Consider the following 24,285-nt stretch of genomic DNA (forward strand, 5'->3'; position numbering starts at 1 on the left):
GCATCCCCCGGCTCGGGCCGGGACGTCCCCGCACCCGGCCCGACAGCCTGACCGCGGACAAGGCCTACTCCTCCCGCGCCAACCGCGCCTACCTGCGCCGCCGTAAGATCCGCCACACCATCCCCGAGCCGCGCGACCAACGCGCCCACCGGCGTCGGCGCGGCTCGGCCGGAGGACGGCCCACCGGCTTTGACGCCGAACGCTACAAGGGCAGGAACGTCGTCGAACGGGCGATCAACCGGCTGAAGAACTTCCGGGCCGTGGCCACGCGTTACGACAAACGCGCCTACATCTTTCGCGGCACCGTCACCCTGGCAGCTCTGGTCATCTGGCTCCGCACCTGATCTAAGAAACAGCTCTTAGCCGAACGTTATGCAGTCCGGGTTCGGGACGGGCATGGACGTCCCGGTGTCCGCCAGCCGCCCGGACCGCGGATCGACGCCGAACAGGTTGACGGTGCTGCTCACCTGGTTCGCCACCAGCATCCACCGGCCGCCGCGGTGGATCGTGAAGCTCCACGGCGACAGCCCGCCGCAGGGGATGCGCTGGACGAGCGTGAGCCGGCCGGTCGCCCGGTCGGCCGCGAACACGACGATGGTGTTCTCCCCGCGACTCGAGGCGTAGACGAAGCGGCCGTCGCGGCTCATTCCCAGCTCGGCCGCACTCTTGGTGCCGGTGTACTCGGGTGAGTCGGTGGACACGCTCTGGCCGGGCGTGAGCTCTCCCGTCCTGGGGCTCCAGCCGAGGACCTGGAGGTCCGCCGTCAGCTCGTTCAGCAGGTAGAGGGTGCGGCCGTTGGGGTGGAACAGCAGGCGGCGCGGACCCGAGCCCGGGCTCGCCGCGTAGAAGCGCGGGCCGGCCGGCCCGCCGGCGGACAGAACGCGCGTCCTGCGGTCGAAGCGGTAGGCGAACACGCGGTCCGCGCCGAAGTCCGCGACCAGCGCGAACCGGCCGCTCGGGTCCACGGTCACGTGGTGCGGGTGCGGACCCGCCTGGCGGGGGTGCGGGCCCGAGCCGGTGTCCACCACGACGGACACCGGGGAGCCGAGCCCGCCGTCAGGCCGGATCGGCAGGGCCGCGACCAGGCCCGCCGCGAAGTTCGCCGCCAGCACGGTGCCCGAGGGTCGGTCCACCCCGATATAAGACAGGCCACCGGGCGTGCCGGCGCTGTCCGTGGTCGCCCGGCCGATCAGGTCGAGGGCGCCGCTCCCCCGGTCGATCCGGAACGCGGAGACGGTGCCGCCGCTGTCCCCGCTGCCCACGTAGAGAACCGGCTTCGACGGGTGTCTCGCCTGCCAGCTCGAATTCACCTGCGCCACGACTCCGGACGGGGTCAGCGTCGCGCCGTCCGGGTCGAACCGGGCGCCGTTCACCTGGGTGCCCCGCCAGGTGCCGATGTAGAGCCGCTCCGCCGTCGTGCCGGCCGCCGCCTCGGCGCCGCGCGCGCCGGCGAGCGCCCCCACGGCCGCCGCGGCGGTGGACAGCACCGTTCGCAGAGCCGTTCTCCGGGACGGCCGCCAGGCGGATCCGGACGGCGAAGCCTCGGTTTCGATGTGTTCTGAGTCCCACATTGGCGGCTGACCTCTCTGTTCGCGAAGAACACCTGTCGAGGACCAGCCGTGCGAACGCCAGACGCCAACCACGTAGTGCCACAGTCTGGGCCAGCCGCGGCCGATCGTCCAGAGCTGCCGCCGATCTCATGGTTGCATCCGGCGCAACGTAAGGTTTCGCGATCGTCGCCCGGCGCGGAAGAGCAGGCCGTGCACTGATTGTTGGACAATCAGCCAAGTCCATGTTGCAGACTCTTGTAGTTATGAGTCGGCACTGTTACGTTTCGTTCATCGCTTGTCGGACAATCCATGAACAGAGCGGCAGGCGATCGGACCGGCGTGCGAACGCCGGACACACCAGCCACGCATCAGCGCATCAGCGACTGCGTGTCCGAGGGACGCCACCCGGACACGCGCACACAACTTCCCTACCCGCCGTTCCCGGCGGTCAAGGAGGCACACGTTGTCGAACAACCCTCTCGCCCCCCATCCGGACGCACTCCGCTTCGAGCACGTCACCCTAGAGTTCCCCGGTGCCCACCGGCCGGCCATCGAGGACGTATCGTTCCAGGTCGGGCGCGGCAAGTTCGTCGCCGTGATCGGGCCCAGCGGGTGCGGCAAGAGCACCCTGCTCAACCTGGCCGCGGGGCTGCTCTTCCCGGCACAGGGCGAGGTGCACTTCAACGGCGCGCCGGTCACGGGGGTCAACTCCGAGGCCGCGTACGTCACCCAGCAGGCCAACCTGCTCCCCTGGCTGAGCGTGCGGGCCAACATCGGCCTGGCGCTGAAGTTCCGCAAGGTCCCGAAGGAGGAGCGGAACGCGCGGATCCAGCACTGGATCAAGATGGTCGGTCTCACCGGGTTCGAGGACCACTTCCCCCGGGAGCTGTCCGGCGGCATGCAGAAACGCGTCTCGATCGCGCGAGCGCTGATCTACGAGCCGTCGATCGTGCTGATGGACGAGCCCTTCGGCCCGCTGGACGCCATCACCCGGCTCAGGCTCCAGCAGGACCTGCTCAACCTCTGGCAGGAGGAGCGCGGCACGCTCGTTTTCGTCACGCACGACCTGAACGAGGCGATCTACCTGGCCGACGAGGTCATCGTGATGTCCGACGGGCCGGGCACGATCCGCCGCGTCCTGCCGGTCCCGTTCGAGCGCCCGCGCCAGATCAGCTCTCTCGTCGAGTCGCCGGAGTTCGCCGAGCTCTACAACGACCTCTGGAGCCTGTTCAGCTCCGAGACGCAGACCGCGGACACCACGGCGTGAGGGCCGGCCGAGCCGCCGAGCGAGGGCGGCGGCATTGATATCGATCACGGAAGAGATCGCCGTCCCGAGTCCCCCGGCCCGCGTGTGGGAGGTCATCTCGAACCCGGCCGACGTCGTGTCCTGCATCAGCGGCGCCGTGCTCGGGGCAGCCCACGACGACGGCTCGTTCGACGGGACGCTGGTCGTCAAGTTCGGCGCCGTACGCGTCAGGTTCGCCGCCCGGGTCACCCTCGACCTGGCCGCGGACGAACGCGAAGGCCGCCTGTCGGCGCGCGGCCGGGACGGCCAGCGGGCCACCCGCTTCACCGCGGACGCCACGTTCCGGGTGGCGCAGGCCGGGCCGGGCCAGGCGCGGGTGAGTGTGAGCGGCGAGATCACCATCAACGGCAAGCTCGCCTCGCTGGTCGAGTCGGGCGCCGGAGCCGTCGTCACGCGGATGACGAAGGAGTTCTCCGACCAGCTGGTCCAGCGCTGCGCCGGTCCGGCGGCCGAAGCGACCGGCAGGACCGAAGCGACCGCGGCGACCGCGGCGACCGCGGCGACCGCGGCGACCGGCCCGACCGGCACGGCCGAAGCGAGCACCGGTCTGTTCGGCCGGTTGCGGGCCTGGTGGGCGCGGCTTCTGGAGCGACGCCGGCCCGCCGGCAGCGGAGGCCGGCGTTGATCCCCACCCAGGCAATCACGAGAGCAGTCGAAGGAGGCGGGAAGTGGCAATGCCCAGGCTGAACAGGGTGATCGGCGGCTTGGCGGCGGGAGAGCACGTCTTCGCGTCCTTCTGCGCGCCGGATCCGGCGGCCGCGGTCGAATTCAGCACCACCGACTATGACGGCCTGGTCCTGGAGACCGAGCACAAGCCGTGGGACGTCATCGCGCTCCGGGACAGCCTGCAGTACCTGCTGAACCGGCGCCAGATCTTCACCGCCGGCAGCCTCGCGGCCCCGGTCACCCCCTTGGTGCGGATCCCCGCCAACGGCGGCGAGAAATCCCAGTGGCACGCCAAGCAGGCCCTGGACCTGGGCGCGTACGGCATCGTGTGGCCGCACGTCACCTCGGTGGCGGAGGCGTACAACGCGGTCGCGGCCTGCCGCTACCCGCGGCTGCCCGGCACCCCGCGCCACGAGCCCGCCGGTCTGCGCGGCGACAGCCCGGCCGCGGCGGCGCGCTACTGGGGCGTGTCGAACCAGGAGTACTACGCCAGGAGCGACGTGTGGCCGCTCGACCCGGACGGCGAGATTCTCGTCGCCGTCATGATCGAGGACCAGCGCGGCATCGAGAACCTGCCGGACATCCTCGACCAGGTCCCGGGCATCGGCCTGGTCCTGCCCGGCGAGGGCGACCTGAGCCAGGAGCTGGGGGTGCCCCGCCAGTACGACCACCCGCGCGTCATGGAGTCCAAGCGCCGCATCCTCGACGTCTGCGCCGAACGCGGGGTCGCCGTCGGCCATCCCCACGTCACGGCCGACAACGTCAAGCAGGTGATCGAGGACGGCTACCGGTTCCTGATGACGGCCCCCGTGCGCTCGTACCCGGGTCTCGACCTGGGCCGCGCCCTGACCGGCCGAGCCTGACGAGGAGACCTTTCATGATCATCGACTGTCACGGCCACTTCACCACCGCCCCTCCCGCGCTCGGCGAGTGGCGGGAACGGCAGATCCGGGCGTTCGAGGAGTCGGGCGAGCGGGTGTCGCCCGGCGAGCTGCGCATCACCGACGACGAGATCAGGACCGCCATCGAGCAGGGCCAGCTCAAGCTGCAGCAAGAGCGCGGCACGGACCTCACGCTCTTCTCCCCCGGAGCCGGGAAGATGGCCCACCACTACGGCGACGAGCGGACCAGCCTGGACTGGTCCCGGGTCAGCAACGACCTGATCGCCCGCGTGTGCGCGCTCTTCCCCGGCAAGTTCGTCGGCGTGTGCCAGCTGCCCCAGTCGCCGGGCGCCGCCCTCGCCGCCTCGGTCCGCAACAGCGTGGCCGAGCTGGAACGCTGCGTCGAAGAGCTGGGATTCGTCGGCTGCCTGCTCAACCCGGACCCCTCCGACGGCTTCTGGCAGGCGCCCCCGCTGACCGACCGGGTGTACTACCCGCTCTACGAGAAGCTGACCGAGCTCGATGTGCCGGCCATGATCCACGTCGCGATGTCGCGGAACCCGGCTCTGCAGGGCACCTGCGCCCACTATCTCAACGGCGACACCGCGGCGTTCATGCAGCTGTGCCAGTCGGAGCTGTTCCAGGACTTCCCCACCCTGAAGCTCATCCTGCCGCACGGCGGCGGCGCCGTCCCCTACCACTGGGGCCGGTACCGGGGCTTCCTGCTGGACCAGGGCCGCCCACCGCTGGAGGAGGCGGTGCTGCGCAACGTCTTCTTCGACACCTGCGTGTACCACCGGCGGGGGCTGGAACTCCTGGTGGACGTCATCCCCACGGCCAACGTGCTGTTCGCCTCGGAGATGATCGGCGCCGTCCGCGCCGTGGACCCCGAGACCGGGCGGCGCTTCGACGACACCAAGTACCTCCTCGACTCCATCCCGGCCCTGGACGGCACCGCCCGTCAGGCGGTGTACGGCGGCAACGCGCTGCGCGTGTTCGGGCGGCTGGAGGGCGTGCTGAAAGGGACCATGAAGTGAAGGTTTACGAGCTACTCGCCCAGGCGTTCGTCGCGGAGGGCACGAGCGACGTCTTCGGCATGATGGGCGATGCCAACATGCACTGGATGAACGCCCTCGCCCGGCGCGGCGTGCGGCTGTACGAGGTGCGGCACGAGGGCTCCGGCCTGGGCATGGCCGACGGGTGGGCGCGGACGGCCGGGCGGCCGGGCGTCGTGACGACCACCAGCGGGCCGGGCGTCGCCCAGCTCGCCACCTCGATGATCGTGGCGAGCCGGGCGCGCACCCCGCTGGTCGCCTTCTGCGGTGAGACGGCCTGGGGCGACCAGGGCGCCGTGCAGTACCTGGACCAGCGGCGCTTCGCCGCCGCGATCGAGTGCGGCTTCGTGCACGTGTCCCGGGCCGACCTGGCGGAGGAGGCCGTGCAGCGGGCCTTCTACCTCGCGCGCACCGACTCCCGGCCGATCATGCTCAGCGCGCCGATCGACGTCCAGAAGCAGGAGTGCGAGGACGGCGACCACTACGTCCCCTCCACCGACCTCATCCCGCACGTGCGCTCGCTGCCCGACCCGGCGGCGATCGAGGCGGCCCGCGACATCATCCGCACGAGCAAGCGCGTGGTCATCATCGCCGGTCGTGGGGCGCGCCGCGCGGAGGCCGGCGAGCAGATCCTGCGGCTGCAGGCGCAGACCGGCGCCCTGCTGGCCACCACCCTGCAGGCGAAGAACTGGCTGTGCGGCGACACCGACTACCACGTGGGCATCGCCGGCCTGTACGGCAACAAGACCGCGATGGAGCTGCTGCAGGAGGCCGACTGCGTGATCGCGGTGGGCGCCAGCCTGAACCACTACACGATCGAGCACGGCTACCTGTTCCCGGACGCCCGGTACATCCAGATCGACACGGCTCCGCACATCGTCATGGGCAACGGCGCGGTGGCGGACTCCTACATCAGGGCCGACGCGGTCACCGCCCTCACCGAGCTGAGCCAGGCGCTGGAAGGCCGGGCCGAGGGCTACCACACCGCCGAGGTGTTGCACCGGCTGACCGCCCCGCTGGTGGCCCCCGCGGAGTTCCGCGACGAGCCTGGCCGGATGGACCCGCGCGAGGTGATCCACGTCCTGGACGAGGAGATCCCCGGCGACATCGGCCTGGTCCTGGGCAGCGGCCACCAGACCGACTTCGGCACCATGCTCTTCCAGCGCTCGCGCGAGGTCCTGTCGAACTACGGCATGTTCGGCGCCATCGGCCAGGCTCCGCTGCTGACCATCGGGTCCATCGTGGCCGACGGCAACCGGCCCGCCTTCGTGGTCGAGGGCGACGCCAGCTTCCTGATGCACCTGCCGGAGTTCGAGACCGCCTGCCGCTACGGCATCCCGATCCTGGTCGTCGTCATGAACGACGAGGGCCTGGGCGCCGAGTACCACAAGGCGGCGGCCGCCGGCCTGGACCCGCAGCTCGCGGTGATCCCGACGCCGGAGCTGGGCCCGGTCGCGGTGGCGCTCGGCGGCGGCGGGGCCACCGTCCGGACCGCCGACCAGTTGCGCGCCGCCCTCGCGGAGTACGTACGCGCCCCCCGCCCCACCGTGATCGACGTCCGGATCACCCGGAACGTGGTCAGCGTTCCCTACCGCCGGCTCCTGCACGGCGAGGACGTGTGAGATGGCGGCGCTGACGGTCCTGCTGGGCGACTACCCGCACACGCGCCCGCTCAAGGACGGGACGCTCGCCGTGGCGGGCGTGGACTGCCGGTTCGCCAGCTCGTCCCCGCTGTACCCCGCCTTCGCCCGCATGGTGCGCGACCTGGAGTTCGACGTGTGCGAGCTGGCGCTGGCGACCTACCTCCAGGCGCGGGAGGCGGGCGTACCGATCACCCTGCTGCCCGTGGTGCTGATCGGCGGCACCCACCACCGCTCGCTCACCCGCCTGCCCGGCGGCCCCGCGCTCGCCCCCGGCGAGCTCGCGGGGCAGCGGGTCGGGGTGCGCTCCTACAGCCAGACCACGGGCCTGTGGGTCCGCGGCATCCTGCGCGAGCAGTACGGCGTCGAAGCCTCCGACGTCACCTGGGTCACCACGGAAGAGCCCCACGTACGGCACTACCGGGAGCCCGCGTACGTGACGCGGTCATCGGCCGGGCAGGTCGCCGACCTGCTGCGCGACGGCGAGGTGGCGGCCGCCGTGCTCGGCCCGCGCGCGATCGGCGGCCAGGGCGCGGGCCTGGTCCCGGTCATCCCGGACGCCCACGACGCGGAGCGCGCGTGGCTGGACCACCACGGTTTCGTCCCGGCCAACCACCTGGTCGTGGTCCGCGACGACGTGTTGCGCGCGGACCCGGACGCGGTACGCGCGCTGTACCACGCCCTGGCGGACGCGATCGGCGCCACCGCGGACCGTCGCGACGATTCACCGGCGGGCCGCGCGGTCGCGGCCGGCTGGAGCGAGCAGCTGGCCGGCTGCCTGGACCTGGCCGCCCGGTACGCCCTCGAACAGGAGCTCGTGCGCGCGCCGATCGACCTCGCCGCCATCGAGAAGGAAGCGGCCTTCCTCACATGAGGGCTCAGGACATGCCCGCGGCGGCGAGCGCGGGCGGGCCGCAGGACGAGACAGCAGCACGAAGGGAGGCGGCGATGACGGGATTGCGCAGGCGGGGCCATGCCCCCACCCGGCGCCCCGACGTGATCACGCCGGAACTGCACGCGAAGATCGACTGGCGGCGGCGCGCGGCCGCGGAGCCCTTCCGCGGGGTGGCCACACCGGACGGCCCGCGGCCGGGACTGTTCCCGCTGCACGCCACCGGACTGGACGTCAGCGGCGTCCGGCGGGCGGCCGAGGACTACCTGTCCGCGCTGACGCCCCAGGAAGTGGCGCAGGGCCGGTTCGCCATGGACGACGAGACCTGGCGGCACTGGGCGAACGGCGCCCGGTACTTCCTGCGGCACGGCCTGTGCCTGGAGGACCTCGACGACGGCAAGCGGGACAAGGCGCTCGCCCTGGTCCGCGCCAGCCTCAGCGCGTACGGATACACGCAGGTCGTCGACCTGATGCACCTCAACCTGACCATCGGCGAGCTGCGCGGCGAACAGGACCTGCTCAACGAGTGGATCTACTGGTTCAGCGTTTACGGATCGCCCGAGCAGGGCGCGTGGGGCTGGCAGCTCGACGGCCACCACGTCAACGTCAACTGTGTCTTCGCCGGGGACCAGATGACGCTCACCCCGACCTTCCTCGGCGCGGAGCCGGTGATCGCCGAGTCCGGCAGGTACGCCGGAACCAGCGCCTTCCGCCGCGAGGAGGCCGTCGGCCACCGGCTGTTCACCAGCCTGACCGGCGAGCAGCGCAAGCTCGCGGTGATCGCGGAGGAGCTGCCGCCCGACCTGTTCACCGGCGCCTTCCGCGACAATTTCGAGCTGAACTACGCGGGCCTGCCGCTGGGCGAGCTCACCGGGCCGCAGCGCGAGACCGCCTCCGACCTGATCGGCCTGTACGTGAACCGGGCCCGCGAGGAGCACGCCCGGATCCGGATGGACGAGGTCCGCGCCCACGAGGCGGAGACCTACTTCGCCTGGATCGGCGACCCGGGCCCCGAAGGGGTCTTCTACTACCGCGTCCACAGCCCGGTGATCCTCATCGAGTTCGAGCACCAGGCCGGTGTGATGTTCGACAACGACACGCCGACGCGCCGGCACATCCACACCGTGGTCCGCACGCCCAACGGAAACGACTACGGCATCGACCTGCTGCGCCAGCACCATGAGCGGTTCCACCGGTGACCGGCGGCGGACCCCGTGCGGCGCAGCGGCCCACGCCCATCAAGGAGGAGCGCAAGTGAAGGTGGTTCTGGGCCGCGACGATCTCGCGGCCGCAGCCGAGTCGGCCGTCCGCGGGACCGGCACGGAGGTGGAGCGGCTCGATGTCCGCCCGGTGAACAGGGCCGCGCGCGGCATGATCGCCGAGTCGTCGGCCGACATCTGCGAGCTGCCGATCGTGACGCTGCTGCAGGCCGTCGCCCACGACCGGCCGGTGGTCCTGCTCCCCGTCACCGCGCTCGGCCGCTTCCAGCACCAGACCCTGGTGACCTGCGGCGACCTGACCGTCGCGGACGTCGAGGGCCATAGCGTGGGCATCCGCTCGTGGAGCCAGACCACCGGCGTCTGGGTGCGCGGCTTCCTCACCGAGCAGTACGGGGTCGATCTACGCAAGGTCGACTGGGTGGTGTACGAGGGCGGGCACGTGGACGGGCAGCACGACCCGGCGTACGTGCGCCGCGCGCCGGAAGGGGCCAGCCTGCCGGCGGACTTCCTCGAAGGCCGCCTCGACTTCGGGATCATGGGCAACGAGCTGCCGGCGGACGACCGCGTCCGCACCGCCATCGCCGGCCCCGCCCAGGTGGCCGCCGCCTGGTCGGCGGACAAGGGATTCGTCCCGGTCAACCATGTCGTGGGCGTCGGCGAGAAGGCCGCGCGGGAGCACCCGGCCGCCGTCTGCGCGGCCTACGACGCGATGCGCGACCTGCTCGCGGACAGCGGGACGGACCTGAACCCGGTGGGCTTCGAGGCGCTGCGCGGCCCGGTGACGCAGGTGGCGGCGTACGCGCTGGAGCAGGACGCGCTGCCGCGGCCGGTGGACTTCGACGAGCTGGTCGCGCGTTCCTGCGCGGCCCTCGGGGTCCCCTCGTCGCGCCTGGGCGGCTGAGGCCGGGTGACCGGCATTCGGGGGCCGATCCCAGGCGGACCCCATGACATTCACGACGTGCGGATCGGAAGGCAGGGTATGGAGAAGCTCTCGGTGGCCCTCGGGGATTACCCGCACGGGCGGGCACTGCTGGACGGCGGTGCCGAGGTGGACGGCTACCGGGTCGAGCCGGTGGAGGTCAGGCCGATCATCGCCGCGTACCGGCGGATGATCCGGGACCTCGAGTACGACGTGTGCGAGCTGGCGCCCGTGTCCTACCTGATGGCCCTCCAAAAGGGGGTGCCGATCATCGGGATCCCGGTGTTCCTCAACCGGCGCTTCCACCACGAGGACATCCAGTGCGCCGCGCTGTCGGGCATCCGGGTGCCGCGGGACCTGGAGGGACGGCGGGCCGGGGTGCGCGCGTACTCGGTGAGCACCGGCGTGTGGGTGCGCGGCGTCCTGTCCGAGGAGTACGGCGTCGCCCACGAGAAGATCACGTGGGTGGTGGACGACGACGACCACATCGAGGGCCGCGCCCCCGCGAACGTCGAGCGGGTCACCGACGGGCGCTCCCTGGGCGAGCTGCTGCGCACCGGTGAGCTGGACGCCGCGCTCACCGGCAACGCCGGGACCGGACGCGCCGGCCCGCCCCGGGCGAACTGGACCGCGACCGCTACTGCCTCTGGGACCGTCTCCGGGATCGGCAGTGGCGCCCTGGGCGAGGACGGCGGCGCCGACGGCCCGTATCCGCTCTTCGCCGAGCCCGGGGTGCTCAGCGCCGACTGGTACCTGCGTACCGGGATCTACCCGCTCCACTCGGTGATCGCGATCCGCTCCGAGCTGGTCGAACGTGACCCCGGCCTGCCGACGGCGCTGTACGCGGCGCTGGCGGAGAGCAAGCGCCGCCACCTCGCCGCCGACCCCGGCTGGTCCGGGCTCGCGCGGTTCGCCCGCCAGGCGCGGCAGATCGGCGGCGACCCCGTCCCCTACGGCATCGGGGCCAACGAGCCGAGCCTGAACGCCCTCGTGCGGTACTCCCGGGACCAGGGCCTGCTCGGCCCGGACTTCCCCACCGACCTCCGCGCGCTGTTCGCGCAGGGCGACTACCCGGACGCCTGACCGCAGGAAGGAACGGAACGTGTACGTGATCGACACCCACTGCCATGTCCTCTCGGACGACCTGACCAGGTACCCGCGAGCGCCGATCGGCGGCAAACAGTCGGAATGGGCCGAGTCCCGGCCGGTCACCGCCGCCGAGATGGCGGACCGGATGGACGGGACCGGCATCCGGCAGGCCGTGCTGGTGCAGGCCACCACGGCCTACGGGTACGACAACTCCTACGTCCTCGACAGCGCCCGGGAGCGGCCCGACCGGTTCGTGGCGGTGGGGACCTTCGACCCCCTGCGGCCGGACGCCGCCGCCCGCCTGTCGGAGGCGGTCCGCGGCGGCCTGGCCGGGGTGCGGCTGTTCACCCACGGGAGCACCGTGCCCGTCCAGGGCGAATGGTTCGCCGCGCCCGAGACGTACGAGTTCTGGGAGAAGGCGGGAGAGCTCGACGTTCCCGTCTGCCTCCAGATGCGTCTTGGGCCGGCCACCAAGCAGTTGCGCGAGGTGCTGGAGCGGTTCCCCGGCGTGCGGGTGCTCCTGGACCACATCGGCTACCCCGGCATCGCCGCCTCACCCGCCGACGCCGGCGGCGAGGTGGCCGAGCTCGCCCGGCACCCCGGCCTGCATCTCAAGCTCACCCACCGCAACCTGGAGCGGCTGCGGGACGCCGGCGAGGAGGCCGCCGGCTTCCTGGAGCCGGTGGTCGAGGCGTTCGGCGCCGGCCGGATCGCCTGGGGGTCGAACTGCCCGGCCGCCGAGCAGTCGCTGCCGGAGCTGCTGCGGCTCGCCGAGGAGGTGCTCGCGCGGCTGTCCGAGAAGGACCGGGAGGAGATCTTCGCCGGTACGGCGCGACGGCTGTATCCGAGCCTGGCGCAGGTCGAACCCAGCGGGATGGGTTGAGCTCGGACATACTCCCGGATCAGTCGTCATCTCTCTTCTGGGACACAGGTGATCATGGTGGAAGTCAGCGACCACGTCGTGGAACCGGACAAGACCTCGCAGACTCGGCACAACCAGGCGTACGAAGGGCTGCGCTCGCTGCTGATGTCGGGCAACCTCGCGCCCGGCACCCGGCTCACCGAGGCGGAACTGACCACGATGTTCAACGTCTCGCGCAGCACCATGCGGTCGGTGCTGGTCCGGCTGACCCAGGAGGGTTACGTCACCAGCGAGGTCAACCGCGGGGTGCGCACACGCAGCTTCTCGGCCGAGGAGGCGCTGGACATCCTGGAGGCCCGCGAGGTGCTGGAGTCCGCGCTGGCGGGCAAGGCCGCGGAGCGGGCCACCGAGCAGGAGATCCGCGAGCTGCGCGACACGCTGGAGGCGATGGAGGACTGCAAGCGGCGCGGCGACCAGGCCGGCTACTCGCAGGGCAACCGCAAGTTCCACCAGCAGGTGAAGGAGGCCGCCCACCAGCAGACCCTGGCCCGGGCGTACGACACCCTGCTCTACCCGCTGGTCATGCGCCAGTACCGCAACCTGTCCGCACAGCACCCGAGGAGCGGGTCGCTGGAGGAGCACCAGGCGATCCTGCTGGCCATCGTCACCCGCAACCCGGACGCGGCGGTGGCCGCGATGCGCCACCACGTCGCCTCCGCCCGGCGGGCGCTGCTGCTGCAGACGGCCGCCGACGCCGGACCGGCCGCCCGGACCGGCCAGGACGCGCGGCCCGATGAAGGCGCGCGGCCCGATGAAGGCGCGGAGCGCGGCGAGCAGCCGGCGCCGTCCGAGAACGGCCGGCAGCCGGCCGCGCCCGGGCGCGCATCCGATTGACCGGCCGTGCGGCGCACGGCTCGCCGCACGGCCAGGAAGGACCTACCCCCCATGCGTCACCCAGTGGAAACCGAATCGGGGCTGGTGGAGGGTGTACCGGGGCGAGACCCCTCGGTCACCGTCTTCCGGGGCGTGCCCTACGCCGCTCCCCCCGTCGGGGAGTCGCGGTGGAGACCGCCGCGACCGGCGCCGCCCTGGCCCGGGGTACGCCGGGCCGCGACCTTCGGCCCGATGTGCCCGCAGGCGCCGGACGGCGGGGCGGGCGGCGCCGGACTGCCGATGAGCGAGGACTGCCTGTACCTCAACGTCTGGACCCGCGCGGCCGGTGCCGGGGAGCGGCGGCCGGTGCTGGTCTGGATCCACGGCGGCGGCTTCCGCACGGGAACCGGCGCGAGCCCCCGCTACGACGGCGAGAGCCTGGCCCGCGCGGGCCTGGTCGTGATCACCTTCAACTACCGGCTAGGAGCACTCGGGTTCCTGGCCACCCCCGAGCTGAGCGAGGAGTCCGGGCACCGCGCCTCGGGCAACTACGGGCTGCTCGACTGCCTCGCGGTCCTGCGGTGGGTCCGGCGCAACGTCTCCGGCTTCGGCGGCGATCCCGGCCGGGTGACGATCGCCGGGCAGTCCGCCGGCGCCGGGACCGTGAACTTCCTGGCCATGTCGCCGCTGGCGGCCGGGCTCTTCCACCGGGCGGTCGCGCAGAGCCACGCCCGCCACTGCCGTGACCCCGAGCTGCGCTACCTGGCCACGTCGTACCGGACCCTGGCCGAAGCCGAGCTCGCGGGCGCCCGGTACGCCCGGGAGCGCGGCGCGCCGACGCCGGCCCTGCTGCGGTCGCTGCCCTGGCAGCGGCTGGTGGACGGGGACGACGCCGTGGACGCCGCGGTCGAGACCTGCGGCCCGGCCAAGCCGCCGCTGTTCCGGCCGGTCGTGGACGGCCGGGTGATCCCCGCGGGCTACGAGGAGACGTACGCCGAGGGGCGGCAGAACGCGGTCTGCTACCTCGCGGGCAACAACCTCGACGAGAGCGGCGCGGTCCCCGAGAGCATGTTCACGGCCTACCGCGCGGCCGGGACGAAGACCTGGCGGCCGGGCATGCCTCCGGTCCACGTGACCCTGGACGGCTATCTGGCCGCGGCGCGGCGCAGGTTCGGCGCGCTGGCCGGGGAGTTCCTGCGGCTCTATCCGGCGGGCACGGACGACGAGGCGGCCCGGGCGCACTGCGCGTCGGTGCGCGACAACGCCCGCGTGTCCACCTTCCTCTGGGCGGCGGACTGGAGCAGGCGGGCCCGCCGCCCCGTCTACACCTACTTCTGGACCCACGCCGCGCCGGCGCGGGGCCAGGATCCCCGGCGTGCCGCACACGGCTCGGAGATCGAGTTCGTCTTCGGCAACGTCGGCGGCGCCCCCGAAGGCGGCGGCCCGGGAGACGGCGGCCCGGGAGACGGCGGCCCGGGAGACGGCGGCGCCGGGTGGACCGGCGGCGACCGCCGGATCGCGGAGATCATGTCCGCCTACTGGGCCAACTACTCCGCCACGGGGGACCCCAACGGCCCGGGCCTGCCGCGCTGGCCGGCGTTCTCGCCGGACTCGGCCACGGTGATGGAGCTCGGCGGCGGCTTCGGGCCGATCCCGGTGGCGGATCCCGCCCGGCTCAAGTTCTGGAAGCGCTTCTTCCGTACGGAGGAAGCATGGTGACAGGAGATGACATGGGACACCACATCACGGACGGCGGCGTCGTCGGCAGCCGCGCATCGGTGACCCGCAGGCGATTGCGGGCCCTCGCGCTCGCGACCGCCCTGGCCCTCGGCGGCGGCACGCTGACGGCCGCGTGCGGCGACTCCGGGTCCGCCCAGGGCGGCGGGCCTACCGCGATCATGGTCGGCAGCGGGGAGAGCATCTTCGACCTGCCGATGAGGGTGGCGCAGGCCAAGGGCTACTTCCAGAAGCAGGGGCTCAAGGTCACGTTCGTCTCGACGAACGCCTCGACCGGCCCGGCCGCCCTCGAGTCCGGCTCCGTGCACTTCCTCAACTCCAGCCCGACCGGCTTCCTGTCCGCCCTGGCCAAGGGCATCCCGCAGGTGGCCATCGCCGCGGACGGCCTCGGCAACCCGCTCGGCATCGTCGTCAGCAAGAAGTTCGCCGACGCCAACAAGCTGTCCGGCTCGACGCCGGTGGAGCAGGTGGCCAAGGCGCTGGGCAACTCGATCGGCGGCGCCAGCTCGGCCAACACCAAGGCCCAGGCGAGCATGTTCCTCAAGGCCCGCGGCGTGGACCCCGCCAAGGTGAAGTGGGTGTCGCTGCCCAGCCCGGCCGCGAACAAGGCCGCGCTCACCAGCGGCCAGATCGACTGGTTCATCACCTCCGAGCCGACGCCGCTGTCCATCGAGCACGCCGGGGAGGGCGTCGTGGTGGCGGACCCGCTGCGGGCCCCCGAGTGGTCTCCGGAGCAGTCCGGATACGGCGAGTTCGTGGTGGTGCGCAAGGACTACCTGGAGAAGAACCCCGAGATCGCCAAGAAGTTCGTCGCCGCGGTCCAGGAGGCCACCGCATACATGAACGGCCACCTGCACGACGCCGACCTGCTGAACCTCACGTCGAAGGAGATGTCCGGCATCCCGGTCCCGGTGCTCGAGGCCAGCCTCCAGCACGCCGGCTGGCCGACGAGCGCCGCGATGGACGACGCGACCTGGAAGAAGACCTTGGACTTCGTCAACGGGCTCGGCGTGCTGCCCAAGGTGATGACCGTCACCTCGAACGACTGGACCAACAAGTACGTGCCGTCCGGCGGCGGAGCATGATCCGGCCGAGCGAGGCCGGATCGCGGACGGGAAGGAGCGCACCATGGTGGCTGCCACTGACAGACCGGTGAGGAAGAGGACCGAGGTCGTCGTCGCGACCAGGCGGAAGAGCGGCCGGTGGCAGGGCCAGGCCACCCTGGTGGCGCTGCGCGTCGCCGTGATCGCGATCGCCCTGCTCCTCTGGCAGGTCCTGAGCGGCCCCGTCCTGCCCGAGTACGCCGTGAGCAAACCCACCGAGGTGGCGGGGGCCCTGGTGGAGATGCTCGGCTCGGCGTCCGGATGGGCCGACATCAGGGCGACGGTGGTCGAGGTGGTGGCCGGGTTCTCCATGGGCGTCGTGCTCGGCGCCCTGCTGGGCCTGCTGCTGGGCTCCTTCCCGCTGGCGGGGCGGGTGCTGGAGCCGCTCGTCGCCGCCTTCAACGGCATCCCCAAGATCGCGCTCGCGCCGCTGTTCCTGCTGTTCTTCGGCATCGGCGCCTGGTCGAAGATCACGATCGCGATGATCGGGCCGGCCTTCGTGATGTTCTACAACATCTACCTCGGCCTGCGCCTGCGGGAGCGGGAGCTGGTCGAGGTCGTCCAGGTGATGGGCGGCCGCCGGCACCACCTGCTCGCGTACGTGACGATCCCCACGCTGGCGGCGCCGTTCTTCGCCGCTCTCAAGACCGGCGGGCCGCTGGCCATCCTCGGCGTCATCGGCGCCGAGTTCATCGCCTCCACCGAAGGGCTCGGCCACGGCCTGTTCACCTCTGCCATGAATCTGGACGCGGCCACCGAGTTCGCCGGCCTGATCGTCCTGGTCACAATGACGCTCATCCTGAACGGGCTGCTGACCTGGCTCGACAAGCTCGCGCTCAAGCGTCTCGGCCTCACCGCCCGCGACCGCCCGGCGGCCGAGCACGCCTGACGCGCCCTCGGGCCCGCCCGCGGCCGGGCCCGAGGAGCTCGTGCCGGTAAGACCGCTTTCCCGGACTCCGCCCCCCGGCGGAGAACATCGGCCTGCCCGAAAGGCAGCCAATCGGCAATGAATTCCCGGACAGCACAATCACCTTGACGGTGAGTACGCCCCTCAGTAGCGTCCCGCACAAATCCGCACACCTGATTCGGACGCTGAATGGCGAATTGTTTATCTGGTCGCACATGAGCCGACGGCGGTAATCAGCCGTCCATGCGAAAGGGAGCTGGTAAGGCGATGGAATCTGGAATGAAGCGACGGGCCTTTCTGACGGCCGGCGCGGCCACCGTGGGCGCCGCTCTCCTGCCCAAGCCCTTTGCGGTGGCGGCGGCCGGCGAGAGCAAGAAGGGCGTGATGCTGATCAACCGGATCGGGCCCTCCTCGTCGAATCTGTACATCTCCGGCGTCGATGGCTCGAACGAGCGCCTGCTCCTGGGGAGCACGGGGTTCGACTATCACGCCAGCCTGGCCGCCAACGGCCAGTCGGTGCTCTTCACCTCGGAGCGGGCCGGCGACGGCAATTCCTGCCTCTACCGGGCCAAGATCGACGGAACAGGCGTCCAGCCGCTGGTGACCGGCCCGGCGATGGACGACTCCGGCGTCCTGTCGCCGGACGGGACCCGGCTGGCCTTCGTCTCGACCCGCGGTGACCACCGAGCCCACATCTGGGTGCTCGACCTGCGCACCGGCAAGCTCAAGAACCTGACCAGCGGCTCCGCGGTCGCCGGCGACCCCGAGGGCCCCGACTGCCACTTCCGCCCTTCCTGGTCGCCCGACGGCCGCTGGATCGCCTTCTCCAGCGACCGCAACACGCAGTGGCGTGGGCACAACGAAGGCCGTGGCTGGGAGCACACGCAGGAGCTCAGCATCTACGTCATCCGGCCGGACGGCACCGGCTTCCGCCAGGTCGCCTCCAAGGAGGGCTACTGCCTCGGCTCGCCGAAGTGGTCGCCGGACGGCCGCCGGATCGTCTTCTACGAGATCACCACCGAGGGAACCTGGGGCGCCCACCGCCCCGAGTACATCGGGAAGGTCGAATCCCAGATCGTCTCGGTGGATGTCACCACCGGCGAGCGCGTCGAGCACACCTCCGGCCCCAATCTGAAGGTCTCGCCCCAGTTCGTGACCGCCACCGAGATCGGCTATCTCGTCAAGGGCGGGCCCGACGAGGGCCTGGCCTACACCTCGGGCACGCTGCCGGCCGTCAAGCGGGCGCTGCGCTCGCCGGTCTGGTCGCCGGACGGGACCTCGGTGATCTACCAGAAGTTCGGCTACGCGGTGCGCCCGCTGGACAAGCCGCTCTACAGCTGGGACCCCGACTGGGAGTATCGCTTCTGCGACGTGTTCCCCGTCCTGTCCCGGCAGGGCCGCCTGGCGATCACGGAGAAGCAGCTCGGCACGTCCTCGATCGTCACCATGCGCCCGGACGGCTCGGACCGGCGCGTCGTCTTCGACACCGCGGGGAAGGGTCTCGACCCGGTGCTGCTGGCCAAGGGCATGGCCGGCGCGTTCCGCCCCGCGTGGTCGCCGGACGGCGCGTGGATCGCGTTCGGGCTGGGCGGCTGGTTCCAGGAGCGCGCGACGCACACGGCCGTGGTGGCGCGGGTGCGCAGCGACGGCTCGGCCTGGGAGGCGCTCACGGACGGCACGACCAACGCCGGCTTCCCGAGCTACTCGGCCGACGGCAACGAGATCGTCTACCGCGTGTGGGGCGAGGAGAACAAGGGCCTGCGCATCCTCAACCTCACGACCGGGGTGACCCGCGTCCTCACCGGCGAGTACGACAACCTGCCCGACTGGTCCCCGGACGGCAGGCTCATCCTCTTCACCCGCAAGACGAGCGCCACCAATTTCGACGTGTGCACCATCCGCCCCGACGGAAGCAATTTCCGCCGCCTCACGAGCAGCGGCTCGAACGAAGGCCACGCCGTCTGGAACCACGACGGGCGCATCCTCTACAACAGCGGCATGTACGGCTTCCGGCAGGAAGCGGCGTTGTACGACAACACCTTCCAGCCGTACGGCCAGATTTTCAGCATGAACGCGGACGGCTCCGAAAAGAGAATGCTGACCGACAGCCAGTGGGAGGATTCCATGCCCCTCTATCTCTCGCAGAGCGTCCTTTCCCAGTGACCCTTTCCTAGTTCTCCTTCGTGGCGCGGGACGGAGGAGAACTAGGAAAGCTCGGCGCCCAGGAGGCGGTCAGACGCGCACCACCGCGGTGTGGCCGTGCCCGCGGCTGCCGCCGACCTCCACCTTGACCGCGCGCTTGGCCCTGCGCACGCTGCGGCCGCCCTCCTTGACGGACTTCACCGGCCAGGGCAGCGTGATCTTCACCTCGCCGGCGGTCCTGGACGGGTCGGAGACCGCGAGCCGCACTCGCTGGTGATCGCGGCGGAGCAGCAGCGTGCACGGGCCGTCGGCGGCCAGCGGCCCGTCCTCGGTCTCGACGGTCCCCGCGCGCCAGAAGACGGCGGCGAGCAGGTCGTCGTGGGAGATGGCCTGCACCGCTCCGGAGTTGGCGAGGATCTCGATCCGCTGCCCGAATCCCGCGGTCTCCGCGATGGAGGCTTCGGGCAGGACGGCGTAGGCGTAGCGGGCCTTGCGCGGATCGACGCCGTGGTCGATGAGGATCGTGGTGTAGAGCCGGGTGACGGGGGTGTCGTCGCCTCCGGTGGTGGCGCCCTTGTCGATGTCGCGCCAGCGGCCGGTGCGCTGCTCGCGGATCACCTTCGGGTCGGCGCCGTCGAGCAGCGCGTAGCCGGCCACGCCGGACAGGTGGATCCAGCCGTCGCCCCGGGTCAGCGGCGGATGCCGGTCGTGGGTGTTGCGGTTCTCGACGATGGTCTCGACGCGGCGGCCGTCGGAGGCGGCGATGCCGGTGCCGAGGGCGACCACCGCGTCGTCGAGGAGGAACCACGCCTTCTTGGCCCGCAGCGAGGAGCCGCCGGCGATCAGCTTCATGGCCGCGACGCCGTGCTCGCCGAGTGCCACGCCGCCCGCCCACGGAGTGCGCGGCAGGCGGCGGTGTCCGTGCGGGAGATCGGCGCGCCTGCGGGTGTCGACCGTCGTGCCCGGCAGCCGGTACGGGTCGATCGTCGGCCACAGGTCGTCGTTCCAGGCGGTGAGGTCGCCGCCGGTGTAGAGGTAGGTCATGCCGTCGCCGGTGTACCAGCCGCGCAGGTTCTCCCGGTTCATGGCCTCGGCCGCGCCGATCCGCTCCGAGCTCATCGCGATCGCGTAGGCCCAGCCGGGCCGGCGGTGCACGACCCGGTCCATGTCGGCGAAGACGTACGTGCCCGTGGTGCGCGGGCCGACCGGCACCGACGGGTCCGCCAGCAGGGCCTCGGCCCGCGCGATGCCGGCCAGCGGGGCGAGCGTGTCGTAGGGGATGGCCTGGTTGCGGATGAGCCAGCCCTTCACCAGCGGGCGCCAGCGCCGGGCGTGGCGCTCGGGCGCCGCGTCCAGCAACGTGAGGATGGTCTCGATCGTCTTCTGGCCCGAGTGGTAGTCGCGGTGGCCCTGGCGCGAGATGGACCGGCCGCGCACGCAGTCCATCATCAGCCCGTCGAAGACGAACGGCACGAAGGAGCGGTCCACGATGTCGTAGTAGGCGTCCCCGATGCCGGTGATCTCCCACGGCGATTTCGCGAGCATGGCGATCAGCTTGGCCACGCTCTCCAGGTAGTCCACGCCGTAGCTGCCGGTGTAGGGGTACACGTCGTGCTGGATGAACGACCCGTCCCGGTAGAAGCCGTCGCGTGAGCCCGAGGTCCGCCGCAGCAGGCCGGAGACCGCGTCCGCGGCCCGCTTGATCAGGCGGGCGTCGTAGGTGAGCACGCCGCGCATCGCCACCGCCATGGCCTTGCCGGCGCGGTTGGCGCCGGTCTCGACGACGCCGGGGTGGCTGACGCGGCGCTCCGGGTCGGGGCACCAGTGGCGCAACGGGCGCAGCCAGCGTTCGAGGCGGTCCTTGGGCAGGCCGTCGTAGAGCAGGGCGCAGGTGTCGGTCAGCGAGCGGGGGACGCCGATCTCCCACCAGTACCAGTTGCTGCCCCGCCGGTCGAGCCCCTCGTGGTAGGCGTGCTCGTACAGGAAGTCCAGCGCCCTGGCCGCGGTCTCGGCGACCTGCCCGTCCCCGTGCATGGCGGTGCCCGGCGTGGCCCAGCCCAGCGCCAGCGTGCGCATGCGGTTGTAGGAGCGGTTGAAGTTGCCCGTCCCGGGGTCGTCGAGCGGCAGGTCGGGCCAGAGGCTCGGGCGGCCGGGGGTGGGCTGCAGCTTGCGCAGCACCGCGTTGGCCGAGCCCTCGACGGCCTGCGCCCGCTCGGTGAACGCGGAGTCGTACGACCCGCCCGCCAGCAGGCCCACCCACCGCTCACGCGCGGCGTCGAACGCGGCGGTGCCCGCCGCCTCGGCCGGCCTGTCCCACAGGGCGAGGCCGGCCACGGCCGCGGTGCCCAGCAGGGCGGAGCGCCGGCTGAGTGGGTGGGTCATGACAGCCTTCCGACAATAGGGCTGATTCTAGATAAAAGATCATATGTCGAATAGGCGACTGGATCCGGTCGCCCCTGCGACGGCAGCCCTCGGCAAGCTCTGCCGCCTGGACGATTTGGTGATCCACCGGACTCTGCCGGACGATTCACCGAATGGACCGCGCCGGACTCCGGATGCGGACCTGTCACGACAACGGGGAGAGGATCCATGAAGAAGATGCTCGTCGCGCTGCTGACCGGCGGGATGCTGGTCACCGGCACGCCCGCGCTCGCCACGACCGCGAAGCCCGCCCTGGGGCCGTACGGCTACGGTCCGGTCCGGCTCGGCATGAGCGCCACGAAGGCGCGGGCCACCGGGAAGATCGTGCGCAAGCTGCCCGCCGGGGCGGGATCGTGCTCCGGGTGGGATCTCAAGGCGCACCCGTCCGGGAAGGACCGCGTGGGCCTGTACATCTCCAGGAAGGTCGGCGTGGCCGTGATCCTGGCGCAGAAGGGGATGAAGACGCCCCAGGGCATCGGCCTGGGCTCCTCGGCGAGTCAGGTCAGAAAGGCGTACCCGAAGGCGAAGGTCTCGCCCAGCGGCTTCACGTACACCGCGGTGCCGGGCAACGCCAAGGCCTACTACGCCTTCCTCTACTCCAAGGGCAAGGTCAGGGAACTGGCCTTCGGGCTCGACAGGCAGGACTGCGTCAACTGACGGCCGGGCGCGGGCAGGTGCGGTAAGCGCGCGAGAATAGGGAAGTCAAACGGCTCGATGACCTTATGGCGAATCCCGCCCTTGACACCCGGGTCAAGGACCTGCCCGCGCCAATCGAGACGGATTTCTCGCGCGCGAGAATCCATGCGGAGATAAATTTCAGCAGGCCTGGAACGGCTCCCGCCGCACGAACACCCGGTTATTCGGGACGCGTAATCTTCTTATCCCGTTCCAGGAAGTACCGTTCCAAGGTCACTTCCGTCGATCATTGGTCGCGGCAAATCAAGATCCGTGTTCAATCGTACGGTTCCTGTTGGTGAAAACCCCGCACTGCAGGGTGGTCGTATGGATTTCAAGATCCTCGGGCCGATCGAGGTTCGTACCTCTCATGGGAGTCCGATCGCGCTCGGACGCCGAAAACAGCGGGTGCTGCTGGCCGCCCTGCTGCTCAACACGGGCAAGGCGATCCCCAGCCGGCGCATGCTCGACTGGCTGTGGGGCGAGCGCGCCCCCGCCACCGCGGAGTCGAACCTCTACACCTACATCTCCGCGCTGCGCAAGGTGCTCGGCTCCCCCTCCCGCATCGAGGCGGGCTCCAACGGGTACGTGCTGCGCGTCACGCCCGGCGAGCTCGACGTCACGTCGTTCGAGGACCTCGCCGCCCAGGGGCAGCAGGCGCTGGGCGCCGGCCGCTACGACGTCGCGCTCGAACGGCTCACCCGGGCCCTTTGCCTGTGGCGGGGCGAGTCCGTGCTGGAGGAGCTGCCCCTGCCCGCGCCGCTGCGCTGCGAGGCGGCGCGGCTGGAGCGGCTGCGGGCGACCGTCGTGGACGCCTCGCTGGAGGCCCGGCTGGCGCTCGGCCAGCACGGCGAGATGCTCGCCGACCTGGAGGCCCTGACCCGCAGGGACCCGCTGAACGAGCGGCTCAGGGCGCAGCTCATGCTGGCCTTGTACCGTTCCGGCCGCAGGGCCGACGCGCTGACGATCTATCAGGGCGCGCGGACGACGCTGGCCGCCGAGGTCGGCATCGACCCCGGCCCGGACCTGGTCCGCATGCACCGGCGCATTCTCGCCGACGACCCCGCCCTGACGCCGCAGCCCGCGGTCGCCGCCCGCAGGGCCCCGGCCGAGCTGCCCATCGGCTCGGCCGCCTTCACCGGGCGGGCCGCCGAGATCGCCCGGCTGCGCACGATGCTGACCTCGGCCTCCGGCGCGACCGCCGTCTCGGCGATCACGGGCGCCGCGGGGGTCGGCAAGTCGGCGCTGGCCGTGCACGTCGCCCACCAGGTCGCCGACCGGTTCCCGGACGGGCGGCTCTACGTGGACCTGCACGACTCCACACCCGGCGTCGCGCCGCTGGACCCCGCCGACGTGCTGGCCCGCCTGCTGCGCTCGCTCGGCGACGACACGATCGGGCAACCCGGCGGGCAGCCGGGCGGACGCCACGGCGGGCGGCCCGACGTGGACGAGGCCGCGGCCCGCTTCCGCTCGCTGACCGAGGGCCGGCACCTGCTGCTCCTGCTCGACAACGCCCGCGACGCCGCGCAGGTGCGCCCGCTGCTGCCCGCGAGTCCCACGTGCCGCGTGCTGGTCACCGCGCGCAGGACGCTCACCTCGCTGGACGCCGCGTCGCACTTTCGTCTCGGCGTCATGGCCGAGGACGAGACCTCCATGCTGCTCGGCCGCCTGATCGGCGAGGAGCGCGTGGCGGCCGAGCAGCGGGCGGCGCGCGCCATCGTGCGGCTGTGCGCCGGGCTGCCGCTGGCGATCAGGATCGCCGCCGCCCGGCTGATCGCCCGGCCGGGGCTGTCGCTGCGCGCCCTGGCCGACCGGCTGGCGGTCGAGGACCACCGCCTGTCCGAGCTCCAGGCCGACGACCAGGCCGTGCGGGCGTGCTTCATGATGAGCTACCGGAGCCTGGACGCCGAGTCCTCCCGGATGTTCCGGCTGCTGAGCCTGCTCGGCGGCGCCGCCATCAGCGTCGCGGCCGCCGCGGCCCTGGCCGACCGCCCCGAGTCGTGCACCGCCGACCTGCTGGATCACCTCGCGCAGGCCCAGCTGCTGGAGGCGTACGGCCACGACCGGTACCGCATGCACGACCTGCTCCGCCTGTTCGCCCGCGAGCGGGCGAGGGAGGAGGACACCGAGGAGGATCAGGCGCAGGCCGCCTTACGGGCGCGGCGTGACGTCTGGACGCCGTCCGCCCGGCCGGCCACCTACATGACCGCGAGGGGCTGAAGCCGCTTCGCATGCGGGAAATCATCCGTTATCGCCGCGAGATCTGGCTGATTGATACCCGGCGATCCACCCTCGGCCGCTTTTTCTCCTTCCCCTCTCACAACCCGCCGCGGACCTACACACATTT

Annotated in this window: 20 protein-coding genes; 18 read left to right on the plus strand and 2 right to left on the minus strand. The window is 71.7% G+C overall.

What is annotated here, in order from left to right:
- On the plus strand, nt 1–344 hold a 344-nt coding region (locus tag ETD85_RS05940), incomplete at its 5' end, for a transposase (RefSeq protein ID WP_170246522.1).
- 15 nt (nt 345–359) lie between these two features.
- Here the strand turns inward: ETD85_RS05940 and ETD85_RS05945 are convergent.
- Entirely contained in the window at nt 360–1,487 is a 1,128-nt protein-coding gene (locus ETD85_RS05945) for a lactonase family protein (protein WP_138688588.1), read from the minus strand.
- A gap of 526 nt (nt 1,488–2,013) precedes the next feature.
- On the opposite strand from ETD85_RS05945, the gene ETD85_RS05950 reads away from it, so the two are divergent.
- From ETD85_RS05950 to ETD85_RS06020, 15 genes are all read left to right on the plus strand, one after another.
- Nucleotides 2,014–2,817, plus strand: a complete 804-nt coding sequence (locus ETD85_RS05950; protein WP_138688589.1) for an ABC transporter ATP-binding protein — start codon at nt 2,014–2,016, stop codon at nt 2,815–2,817.
- 34 nt (nt 2,818–2,851) lie between these two features.
- Nucleotides 2,852–3,481, plus strand: coding sequence for an SRPBCC domain-containing protein (locus ETD85_RS05955; RefSeq protein ID WP_138688590.1), 630 nt, complete (start codon nt 2,852–2,854; stop codon nt 3,479–3,481).
- A gap of 49 nt (nt 3,482–3,530) precedes the next feature.
- Nucleotides 3,531–4,385 carry an HpcH/HpaI aldolase family protein gene (locus ETD85_RS05960; protein ID WP_138688591.1) on the plus strand — a complete coding sequence of 285 codons (855 nt, stop codon included), beginning with the start codon at nt 3,531–3,533 and terminating at the stop codon, nt 4,383–4,385.
- 14 nt (nt 4,386–4,399) lie between these two features.
- Nucleotides 4,400–5,440, plus strand: coding sequence for an amidohydrolase family protein (locus ETD85_RS05965; protein WP_138688592.1), 1,041 nt, complete (start codon nt 4,400–4,402; stop codon nt 5,438–5,440).
- On the plus strand, nt 5,437–7,080 hold the full coding sequence (locus tag ETD85_RS05970) for a thiamine pyrophosphate-binding protein (RefSeq protein ID WP_138688593.1): 1,644 nt from the start codon (nt 5,437–5,439) through the stop codon (nt 7,078–7,080). The genes ETD85_RS05965 and ETD85_RS05970 overlap by 4 nt, the downstream gene beginning before the upstream one ends.
- 1 nt (nt 7,081) lies before the next feature.
- Complete coding sequence (locus ETD85_RS05975) at nt 7,082–7,972, plus strand: substrate-binding domain-containing protein (protein WP_138688594.1); 891 nt, start codon at nt 7,082–7,084, stop codon at nt 7,970–7,972.
- Nucleotides 7,969–9,189: a DUF3500 domain-containing protein gene (locus tag ETD85_RS05980; protein WP_138688595.1), complete on the plus strand. Its 1,221-nt coding sequence runs from the start codon at nt 7,969–7,971 to the stop codon at nt 9,187–9,189. Before ETD85_RS05975 ends, ETD85_RS05980 begins: the two co-directional genes overlap by 4 nt.
- Before the next feature lie 55 nt (nt 9,190–9,244).
- Nucleotides 9,245–10,111 (plus strand): substrate-binding domain-containing protein, encoded by an 867-nt coding sequence (locus ETD85_RS05985; RefSeq protein ID WP_138688596.1) that lies wholly within the window; start codon nt 9,245–9,247, stop codon nt 10,109–10,111.
- A 78-nt stretch (nt 10,112–10,189) separates the two neighbouring features.
- A complete protein-coding gene (locus ETD85_RS05990; protein ID WP_138688597.1) occupies nt 10,190–11,212 on the plus strand; it encodes a substrate-binding domain-containing protein in 1,023 nt (340 codons plus the stop codon).
- Between the two features lie 19 nt (nt 11,213–11,231).
- Nucleotides 11,232–12,101, plus strand: coding sequence for an amidohydrolase family protein (locus ETD85_RS05995; protein WP_138688598.1), 870 nt, complete (start codon nt 11,232–11,234; stop codon nt 12,099–12,101).
- A 54-nt stretch (nt 12,102–12,155) separates the two neighbouring features.
- Nucleotides 12,156–12,974, plus strand: a complete 819-nt coding sequence (locus ETD85_RS06000) for a GntR family transcriptional regulator (RefSeq protein ID WP_138688599.1) — start codon at nt 12,156–12,158, stop codon at nt 12,972–12,974.
- Nucleotides 12,975–13,025: 51 nt separating this feature from the next.
- On the plus strand, nt 13,026–14,672 hold the full coding sequence (locus ETD85_RS06005; protein ID WP_138688600.1) for a carboxylesterase/lipase family protein: 1,647 nt from the start codon (nt 13,026–13,028) through the stop codon (nt 14,670–14,672).
- Nucleotides 14,673–14,683: 11 nt separating this feature from the next.
- Nucleotides 14,684–15,775 carry an ABC transporter substrate-binding protein gene (locus tag ETD85_RS06010; protein ID WP_138688601.1) on the plus strand — a complete coding sequence of 364 codons (1,092 nt, stop codon included), beginning with the start codon at nt 14,684–14,686 and terminating at the stop codon, nt 15,773–15,775.
- A 67-nt stretch (nt 15,776–15,842) separates the two neighbouring features.
- On the plus strand, nt 15,843–16,682 hold the full coding sequence (locus tag ETD85_RS06015) for an ABC transporter permease (protein ID WP_206058118.1): 840 nt from the start codon (nt 15,843–15,845) through the stop codon (nt 16,680–16,682).
- Nucleotides 16,683–16,979: 297 nt separating this feature from the next.
- Complete coding sequence (locus tag ETD85_RS06020) at nt 16,980–18,863, plus strand: DPP IV N-terminal domain-containing protein (RefSeq protein WP_206058119.1); 1,884 nt, start codon at nt 16,980–16,982, stop codon at nt 18,861–18,863.
- Between the two features lie 69 nt (nt 18,864–18,932).
- Here ETD85_RS06020 and ETD85_RS06025 read toward each other — a convergent pair whose 3' ends face one another.
- Nucleotides 18,933–21,224: a polysaccharide lyase 8 family protein gene (locus ETD85_RS06025; RefSeq protein ID WP_138688604.1), complete on the minus strand. Its 2,292-nt coding sequence runs from the start codon at nt 21,222–21,224 to the stop codon at nt 18,933–18,935.
- A 207-nt stretch (nt 21,225–21,431) separates the two neighbouring features.
- On the opposite strand from ETD85_RS06025, the gene ETD85_RS06030 reads away from it, so the two are divergent.
- Together ETD85_RS06030 and ETD85_RS06035 are read left to right on the plus strand one after the other, a co-directional pair.
- Nucleotides 21,432–21,920, plus strand: a complete 489-nt coding sequence (locus ETD85_RS06030) for a hypothetical protein (protein WP_138688605.1) — start codon at nt 21,432–21,434, stop codon at nt 21,918–21,920.
- Nucleotides 21,921–22,265: 345 nt separating this feature from the next.
- Nucleotides 22,266–24,158: an AfsR/SARP family transcriptional regulator gene (locus ETD85_RS06035; protein WP_138688606.1), complete on the plus strand. Its 1,893-nt coding sequence runs from the start codon at nt 22,266–22,268 to the stop codon at nt 24,156–24,158.
- Nucleotides 24,159–24,285 lie beyond the last annotated feature (127 nt).

This window comes from Nonomuraea zeae, assembly GCF_005889725.1.
Lineage (GTDB): Bacteria > Actinomycetota > Actinomycetes > Streptosporangiales > Streptosporangiaceae > Nonomuraea > Nonomuraea zeae.